The organism is Amycolatopsis keratiniphila subsp. keratiniphila (assembly GCF_001620365.2).
Classification (GTDB): Bacteria; Actinomycetota; Actinomycetes; order Mycobacteriales; family Pseudonocardiaceae; genus Amycolatopsis; species Amycolatopsis keratiniphila.
Genome location: NZ_LQMT02000011.1, coordinates 64,809 through 72,280, shown reverse-complemented (window position 1 = coordinate 72,280; position 7,472 = coordinate 64,809). Strand labels below are relative to the sequence as shown.

The following is a 7,472-nucleotide window of genomic DNA, read 5'->3' as shown; positions in this document are numbered from 1 at the left end:
TGCGGAAGTGGCTTTCGCAACACGCCTCAGCGGGCCTGAACCGCCGGTTCACCTCCGCCGACCTCACTGGGAGTGCGCAAGGTCGCCATGGCCAGGAAGCCACCGGCGATCGCGATCCCGGCGGCGCCGAGGAACGCGGCCGAGTAGCCGCCGGTCAGCGCGACCGGGTCACCGACCCGTCCCGCACCGGCCGACACGGCGACCGCGGTCATCGCGGCCAGGCCGAGCGCCGACCCGATCTGGTACGAGGTGTTCACGATGCCCGACGCGAGCCCGCCTTCCTCCGGCTTCGCGCTGGAGATCGCGGTGCCCAGTGACGGGATGAACGCCAGCGCCTGACCGAGGGCCGCGACCAGCGACGCGGGCAGGACGTCGACCACGAAGTTCCCCGTCGGGCTGACCAGCGACAGCCACACCAGGCCCGCGGCGAGCGCCCACAGCCCACCGATGATCATCTTCTTGGGCCCGAACCGGCCGATCAGCCGGGGCGCGACCGCGACCATCAACACCACGATCAGCACCGTCATCGGCAGCAGCGCCGCACCGCTGGCGAAGGCGCCGTAGCCCAGGACCTGCTGCAGGTACAGGTTGAGGAAGTACCACATCGGGATCCACGCCGCGCCGAGCAGGAACTGCGCCAGGTTCGCGCCGCCGAGGTTCGGCGTGCGGAAGATTCCCAACCGCACCAACGGGACCTCGCGCTTCCGCTGGATCGCGACGAACACCGCGAGCAGGGCGATGCCACCGGCCAGCGCGCCCCATGTACCGGCCGAGTCCCAGCCCGCTTCCGGGGCGCGGACGACACCGAACACGGTCAGGCCGAGGCCCGCGGTCGCCGCGATGGCGCCGGCGATGTCGACCGAGCCGCGCCGGGCCGGGGCGGACGGCATCAGCTTGCCGGTCGCCACGATCGCGACCAATGAGATCGGGACGTAGAGCCAGAAGATCCACGGCCACGACAGCCATTCGGTGATCACACCGCCGAGGAACACGCCCGCGGTGCCGCCCGCGGGAGCGGCCGCGCCGTAGAGCGCGAGCGCCTTGGTCAGCTCGCGCGGACGCGCGCCGAACAACATCATCAGCAGGGTCAGCGCGGACGGCGCGATCAGTGCCGCTCCGGCACCCTGCAGCACCCGCCCGAGCAGTTCGACCCACGCGGTGCCCGCGACCGCGGCGACCACGGACCCGCCCAGGGTCACGACCCAGCCGGCGGTGAACATCCTCCGCGCGCCGAACAGGTCCGAGAGGCGTCCGCCGAGCAGGAGCAGCCCGGCGAGCGCGATGACGTAAGCGTTGAACACCCACGACAGGTCACCCGGGGAGAACCCGAGGTCCTGCTGCATCGCCGGGAGCGCGACGCCGATGATCGAGGTGTCCATGATGACCATGAACTGGGCCAACGCGATGAGTCCCAGCGCCCACCACCGTCGTGGGTCCGGGGTTGTCTCCGCCATGACGACCGTCCTTTCCGGATCGTATTACCCCTAGGGGGTATTGCGGAGTTGAAGGTAGACCGATCGCACACGGTCGCACAAGTACCCCTAGGGGGTATTAATGTAGTGGTCGTCACACGCGCTTCCTCAGCGGCAAACCGTTGCGGGGCACCAAGTAGGTCGACACTTACCCCTTACAGGTATAAGGTTCCCGGCGACCGACAGGACGAGGAGGAGCCGTGCAGCGTCTCAAGTCGCTTGATCCGGCCGACGCGCCGGCGAAATCCGCCGAGCTGCTCGGCGACATCGTCGAACGGCGTGGCTCGGTGGGCCCGATGGTCTCCGCGATGGCCAACTCCCCCGCACTCCTTCAGGGTTATCTCGACTTCTCGCGCGCCATGAAGCGAGTGAAGCTCCCCCGGGCGCTCGGCGAGAAGATCTCCCTCGCCCTGCAGGAGTGGATCGGTTGCGCGCTGTGCCTGCAGGCGCACACAGGAGCCGCACAGGCCGCCGGGCTCAGCGACAACGACATCGCGCTGGCCCGCCAGGGCACCTCCACGGATCGGCGCGAGGCCGCGCTGATCGAGTACGCCGTGCGGGTCCTCGCCGAACCGGCTTCGATCGGCGACGAGGACGTCGCCGAATTGCGGCGACACGGCTGGAGCGATCGGCTCATCGCCGACACGGTGGGACTGGTGTCCCTCAACCTGCTCACCGGTTCGTTCAATCTCGTCGCAGGCCTCGAACCCGCGCCTGCCGGGCAGTCCACAAAGGAGAGACACGACCATGTCGGTTGAGCACGACCACTCGCACCACGAGCATCACGGTGGGCATGCGGGCCACGAACACCACCAGCCGGGCAAGGTCTCCTGGGGTATGGCGGCGTCGGCGACCCTGCACTGCCTCACCGGCTGCGCCATCGGCGAAGTGCTCGGCATGGTGATCGGCACCGCGCTGGGCTGGGGCAACCTCGCCACCATCGTGCTCGCCGTCGCGCTGGCGTTCGTCTTCGGCTACGCCCTGACGATGCGCGGTGTCCTGCGCGCGGGCGTCGGCTTCAAGCAGGCCCTCAAGGTCGCGCTCGCCGCCGACACCGTGTCGATCATCGTCATGGAGATCATCGACAACGGCGTGATGCTCGTCGTCCCCGGCGCGATGGAGGCCGGTCTCGCCAGCTGGCTGTTCTGGGGCGCGCTCGCCTTCGCCCTCTTCGTCGCGTTCCTGCTCACCACGCCGGTCAACAAGTGGCTCATCGGCCGCGGCGCCGGACACGCGGTCGTGCACGCTTACCACCACTGATTCACGACGGACAAGGGCCGCCCCTGGTGCTTTTGCGCCGGGGGCGGCCTTTTGCCGTCTCAGCGTTCACCCGCACCTGCCTCGGCACTCATCGGACGTGATCGCTCGTCCAGGTGGTCGTGAGTGATTTTGGTCGTTCCATTGAGAGGCAAGGCAAAGGTGGCGTGATGGGGTTGGCGGCGAGTGCATGCTCGCCACAGAGACCTGGCGCGCGCTCTTGACTGTCCACAAGGGACACTATTCGAGCAAAAATGCCCGATTTGACCACTTTGCGCGGGGGTCGTGAGTGATTTGGGTGGCTCTAACCCTCATTATCACTCACGACCCCGTCTAAAAACGGACATAAAGACATCAATTGAGCGCCTGATCGACGCGATATGTCCCTTGTGGACACTACCGACCGGGCCTCCCGTATCGCCAGTCCAGACTCACGTCGCATAGGCCTTCCTTCCCACCGGGAACCTAGCGAAGAACGTCTAGCGGCGCGCCACCTTTGACTTTCCGGTCAATAACCCTCTTTGCCACTCACGACCCAATCGGACACCTTGTCGCCATCTGGTGTCCCTTGTGGACACTCAGGACCGGTCCGGCAGGCACGAAAGAGGCGCTCGCGCGACACCGGAAGTGCCGCGCGAGCGCCTCGTTCGAGCGGGCGTCAGCTCGCCGTGCTGCGGAATCCCTTGAGCCGCAGGCTGTTCGTGACCACGAAGACCGAGCTGAACGCCATCGCGGCGCCGGCGATCATCGGGTTGAGCAGCCCCGCCGCGGCCAGTGGCAGCGCCGCGACGTTGTAGGCGAAGGCCCAGAACAGGTTGCCCTTGATGGTGCGCAGCGTCCGCCGCGAGAGCCGGATCGCGTCCACCGCCGCCCGCAGGTCACCGCGGACGAGGGTGAGATCCGACGCCTCGATGGCGACGTCCGTGCCGGTGCCCATGGCCAGCCCGAGGTCGGCCTGTGCCAGCGCGGCCGCGTCGTTGACGCCGTCGCCCACCATCGCGACCACCTTGCCCTCGCCCTGCAGCCGCTTGACCACGTCGACCTTGTCCTTGGGCAGGACCTCCGCGATCACCTCGGTGATCCCGATCTCCGCGGCCACCGCGCGGGCCACGGCCTCGTTGTCCCCGGTGAGCAGGACCGGGGTCAGGCCGAGCGCCCGCAGCTGCGTGATGGCTTCGGCGGAGGTCGGCTTCACCGTGTCGGCGACGACGAGGACGGCACGCGCCTTCCCGTCCCAGCCGACGGCGATCGCGGTGCGGCCGTCCTTCTCCTCGGCCGCCTTCTTCTCCGCGAGGTCCGGCGGCAGGTGGTGCGCCCACTCCTCCAGCAGCGCGCCGCGTCCGGCCAGCACCGCCTTCCCGTCGACGATCCCTTGCACGCCAAGGCCTTCGACGTTGGTGAACTCCTCGACGGCGGGCAGCTCGCCCACCCGCTCCCGTGCCGCGCGAGCGATGGCCTGCGCGATCGGGTGCTCCGACGCGTTCTCCAGCGCACCGGCCAAGCGCAGCGTCGTCTCCTCGTCGACGTCTTCGGCGACGTGGACCGCCACCAGCGACATCTGCCCGGTGGTCACGGTGCCGGTCTTGTCGAGGACGACCGTGTCGACCGATCGCGTGGACTCCAGCACTTCCGGGCCCTTGATCAGGATGCCGAGCTGCGCACCCCGTCCGGTGCCCACGAGCAGCGCGGTCGGCGTCGCCAGCCCCAGTGCGCACGGGCAGGCGATGATCAGCACGGCCACCGCCGCGGTGAACGCCGCCGCGACCGAACCACCGGCCCCGAGCCAGAACATCAGCGTGCCGACGGCGAGCGCGATCACGATCGGCACGAACACACCCGAAACCCGGTCGGCCAGCCGCTGGACCTGTGCCTTGCCGGTCTGCGCGTCCTCCACCAGCTTCGCCATCTGCGCCAGCTGCGTGTCGGCGCCGACCCGCGTCGCACGGACGACGAGCCGTCCGCCCGCGTTGACCGTCGCGCCGACCACGGCGTCGCCGGGCCCGACCTCGACGGGGACGCTCTCGCCGGTCAGCATGCTCGCGTCGACGGCGGAACTGCCTTCGACGATCACGCCGTCGGTGGCGATCTTCTCCCCCGGGCGGACCACGAACCGGTCCCCGACGACGAGCCGGTCGACCGGGATCCGCTCTTCCTTGCCGTCACGGAGCACGGCGACGTCCTTCGCGCCCAGCTCCAGCAACGCGCGCAGCGCGGCACCGGCCCGGCGCTTGGACCGCGCCTCGAAGTACCGCCCGGCGAGGATGAACGTCGTCACCCCGGCGGCGACCTCGAGATAGATGTTGCCGTCCCCGGCCATCCGCTCGACGGTCAGCTCGAAGGCGTGCGTCATCCCCGGCGTTCCCGCGCTGCCGAACAGCAACGCGTACAGCGACCACAGGAACGCGGCGAGCGTGCCCATCGAGATCAGGGTGTCCATGGTGGCCGCGCCGTGGCGCAGATTCGCCCACGCCGCCTTGTGGAACGGCCACGCCGCCCACACCAGCACCGGAGCGGCCAGCGTCAGCGAGATCCACTGCCAGTAGGTGAACTGGAACGCCGGAACCATCGCCAGCAGGATCACCGGCACCGACAGCACCGCGGAACCGATCAGCCGCTGCCGCAACGGCGCGATCGGATCGGCCTCCTCGGCAGGCCCGTCCGGCTGCTCCTGCTTCGGCGGAGCGGGCAGGGCGGCCGCGTAACCGGCCGCCTCCACCTGCTCGATCAGCCGCTGGGGTTCGATGTCCCCGCTGTAGGTGACTTTCGCCTTCTCGGTCGCGTAGTTGACGGTGGCCGAGACGCCGTCCAGCTTGTTCAGCTTCTTCTCGATGCGCATCGCGCACGACGCGCAGGTCATCCCGGTGATCGCGAGTTCGACCTCGGCCGTGGTGGCCTGGTCCAGATCGGAAGTCATCGTGGTCACTCCTTTCCGGCTCGCGGTCAGCCGTGTCCGCCGTGGCCGTCGCCGGCCGCCGGAGGTGGGGTCTGGTTCTGGGGCGCCGAAGCGGCCGGGGCGGGCGTGCCCGCGGTGGCGACGGTGAACTCGGCGGTGCGGACCTTGCCCTGGTGCTGGAAGTCCAGGAACAGCCGGTATGTCCCCGCAGAGGGAACTTCGGCGAAGAAGGTCACCGTGGGGCCGGGTTTCGTGCGGCCGTCTCCGGGCTCGCCGTCCGGGTGGACGTGCAGGTACGCGAGGTCGCCACCGCGCAGCGCCACCAAATGCCCGTAGGCGCCCAGATACGGCTGCAGATCGGTCACGTCGCGGCCGTCCTTGGTCACCGTCAAGGTCACCTTCGACGCCTTGCCCGGCGTCAGCTCGCCGTCCAGGCGGACCTGGTAGCCGTCGACATTCGCGACCCGCGACGGCCGGAACTCGACGGGTTCGAACTCTCCCGCCACGGCGACGTCGACGCCGAGTGTCGAGGCCGAGCCACCCGTCGGCTTGAAGTCCGCGAAGACGCGGTAGCTGCCCGCCTCGGGCAGGGACAGCGGGACACTCCACACGCCGTCGGGCGCGAGTTCGGGATGCACGTGCTGGAAACCGGCCGTGTCACGGCGGACGACGATCAGGTGCATCCGCTTTTCGTGTTCGACGTCGTACGCGGTGACCGGCGCGCCGTCGGGGCCGAGGATCTTGAAGGAGAAGGGCTGGCTCGTCCCCGGCGTGAGCGTCGTGGTGGTGGGCGTGAGGGTGTAGCCGCCCCTGGACGACGCGAGCCCGCCGGGCTCGTCGGTCGGCGCCGCCTCCGCGACGGTGCCGCTGTGAGCGTCCCCATGCCCGGCGTCCTCGCCGCCGGGAAGGCCGGCCGCGCCGGCGAAAGGACCGACAGCGGTGCCTGCGACCCAGGCGCCACCGGCGACCAGGGCAAGCGCCACACCGTAGGCGGAGAGCTTCGCAACTGTGTTCATCGTGAAGTCCTTAGTGCGGGCCGTTGCCCGCGATCGGGAGCGGACCGCGGATCAGGCGGTCAGCTCGTATCCGGCTTCTTCGACGGCGGCGCGCACATCCGCGACCGCGGGCTCCTTGGATCCGGTCACGGTCACCGCGCCGGTGGGCAGATCCACACGGACGCCGGTGACGCCGTCGATCTTGCCGACCTCTTCGGTGACGGAACGGACGCAGTGGCCGCAGGTCATGCCGGTGACGGTGTAGGTGGTCTCGCTCATCGTGGTTCTCCTTGCGGGATATCAGGAACGGACGAGGCGGGCGATGACGTCGCTCGCCTCTTTGATCTTCTCGTCGGCCTCGTCGCCACCCTTGGCGATGGCGTCGGACACGCAGTGCCTGAGGTGTTCGTCCATCAACCCCAGCGACACCGACTGCAACGCCTTCGTGGCTGCGGACACCTGCGTGAGGATGTCGATGCAGTACTTGTCCTCTTCGACCATTCGCTGCAGGCCCCGGATCTGTCCTTCGATCCGCCGCAGCCGGGTCAGGTATTCGTCTTTGCCTTGCGTGTATCCGTGCATCTCGACCTCCTGACGAGGACTCTACATACCCTAGGGGGGTAGGGCAACAGGCATACCTCCATGGCGTATGTCACCGTCCGCTTCCGCGGCGGCCGCCTTCGACGCGCCACTCGCGGACGGGCATGATTGAGCCGTACGCGAATCCCGACTCGAGGAGTGAGCGTGGCCGATCACGGCGACGACAAGGAGCGCCACCTCAAACGCCTGCGACGCGTCGAGGGGCAGATCCGGGGGCTGCAGAAGATGGTCGAGGAGGACAAGTACTGCATCGAC

The 7,472-nt window shown here is 68.9% G+C and carries 8 protein-coding genes; 3 read left to right on the top strand and 5 right to left on the bottom strand.

Annotated elements, in window-relative coordinates; translation table 11 throughout:
• Nucleotides 1-26: 26 nt before the first annotated feature.
• Complete coding sequence (locus AVR91_RS11285; RefSeq protein WP_063273728.1) at nt 27-1,454, bottom strand: MFS transporter; 1,428 nt, start codon at nt 1,452-1,454, stop codon at nt 27-29.
• Between the two features lie 218 nt (nt 1,455-1,672).
• Here AVR91_RS11285 and AVR91_RS11280 point away from each other — a divergent pair, with 218 nt between their 5' ends.
• Nucleotides 1,673-2,230 carry a carboxymuconolactone decarboxylase family protein gene (locus AVR91_RS11280; protein WP_063273729.1) on the top strand — a complete coding sequence of 186 codons (558 nt, stop codon included), beginning with the start codon at nt 1,673-1,675 and terminating at the stop codon, nt 2,228-2,230.
• The gene (locus AVR91_RS11275) at nt 2,220-2,732 is read left to right on the top strand and encodes a DUF4396 domain-containing protein (protein WP_076153410.1); all 513 of its coding nucleotides are present in this window, start codon (nt 2,220-2,222) and stop codon (nt 2,730-2,732) included. The genes AVR91_RS11280 and AVR91_RS11275 overlap by 11 nt, the downstream gene beginning before the upstream one ends.
• 655 nt (nt 2,733-3,387) lie before the next feature.
• On the opposite strand, the gene AVR91_RS11270 is transcribed toward AVR91_RS11275, so the two are convergent.
• From AVR91_RS11270 to AVR91_RS11255, 4 genes are read right to left on the bottom strand one after another with little or no spacing between them, the layout of a single operon-like run.
• Nucleotides 3,388-5,643: a heavy metal translocating P-type ATPase gene (locus AVR91_RS11270; RefSeq protein WP_063273731.1), complete on the bottom strand. Its 2,256-nt coding sequence runs from the start codon at nt 5,641-5,643 to the stop codon at nt 3,388-3,390.
• 26 nt (nt 5,644-5,669) lie between these two features.
• Nucleotides 5,670-6,638, bottom strand: coding sequence for a hypothetical protein (locus tag AVR91_RS11265; protein ID WP_063273732.1), 969 nt, complete (start codon nt 6,636-6,638; stop codon nt 5,670-5,672).
• A gap of 51 nt (nt 6,639-6,689) precedes the next feature.
• Nucleotides 6,690-6,896 (bottom strand): heavy-metal-associated domain-containing protein, encoded by a 207-nt coding sequence (locus AVR91_RS11260; RefSeq protein ID WP_063273733.1) that lies wholly within the window; start codon nt 6,894-6,896, stop codon nt 6,690-6,692.
• Nucleotides 6,897-6,917: 21 nt separating this feature from the next.
• Nucleotides 6,918-7,199 carry a metal-sensitive transcriptional regulator gene (locus AVR91_RS11255; RefSeq protein WP_016331925.1) on the bottom strand — a complete coding sequence of 94 codons (282 nt, stop codon included), beginning with the start codon at nt 7,197-7,199 and terminating at the stop codon, nt 6,918-6,920.
• 162 nt (nt 7,200-7,361) lie between these two features.
• Here AVR91_RS11255 and AVR91_RS11250 point away from each other — a divergent pair.
• A partial coding sequence (locus tag AVR91_RS11250) for a metal-sensitive transcriptional regulator (protein WP_143253969.1) occupies nt 7,362-7,472 on the top strand: 111 nt, incomplete at its 3' end.

Coding starts and splice junctions, on each gene's coding strand:
- AVR91_RS11285 (WP_063273728.1), bottom strand. CDS start 1,454: ATGGCGGAGACAACCCCGGACCCACGACGGTGGTGGGCGCTGGGACTC.
- AVR91_RS11275 (WP_076153410.1), top strand. CDS start 2,220: ATGTCGGTTGAGCACGACCACTCGCACCACGAGCATCACGGTGGGCAT.
- AVR91_RS11270 (WP_063273731.1), bottom strand. CDS start 5,643: ATGACTTCCGATCTGGACCAGGCCACCACGGCCGAGGTCGAACTCGCG.
- AVR91_RS11265 (WP_063273732.1), bottom strand. CDS start 6,638: ATGAACACAGTTGCGAAGCTCTCCGCCTACGGTGTGGCGCTTGCCCTG.
- AVR91_RS11260 (WP_063273733.1), bottom strand. CDS start 6,896: ATGAGCGAGACCACCTACACCGTCACCGGCATGACCTGCGGCCACTGC.
- AVR91_RS11255 (WP_016331925.1), bottom strand. CDS start 7,199: ATGCACGGATACACGCAAGGCAAAGACGAATACCTGACCCGGCTGCGG.